Raw genomic sequence first — 403 nt, 5'->3', positions numbered from 1 at the left:
ACGGCAAGTGGGCTCAGAAGACGGTGAGCGGCAGCGCCAACTGCTCGAACGAATTCTTCGGCGGCGACCCCGCTCCCTTCGTCGCCAAGGCCTGCTATTCGCTCGGCGCGGCCGCCGGACCCGCACCGGCACCCGCGCCTGCGCCCGCACCGGCACCGGCACCGGCCCCCGCGCCTGCTCCGGCTCCCGCCATCTCTGGCGACGTGGTCGACAGCGCCGGCAATGTGCAGGCCAGCGCCTACCGTGCGATGGCGCCGCTTCTCTCCAAGGCAGAAGGCATTGCCTATCGCTACGGCAACCCTGCACCGGTCGACAACGGCGGCATTCCGACGCTGCACCAGCGCGCGGACCAGACCATGAGCTATCACCCCGGCACCTGGCAGGTGGGTGGTCCGGTGGCGAG

General features: G+C 71.0%; 1 protein-coding gene. It reads left to right on the top strand.

The features are described from left to right. Positions 1–403: hypothetical protein (locus tag ACMGEZ_RS29610; protein ID WP_436825848.1), on the top strand; the 403-nt coding region annotated here is incomplete at both ends.

This window comes from Variovorax stachyos, assembly GCF_051400855.1.
In the GTDB taxonomy this organism is placed as follows: domain Bacteria; phylum Pseudomonadota; class Gammaproteobacteria; order Burkholderiales; family Burkholderiaceae_C; genus Variovorax.
Note: the sequence above shows the minus strand (reverse complement) of the source record. Positions and strands in the feature narration are given on the sequence as shown.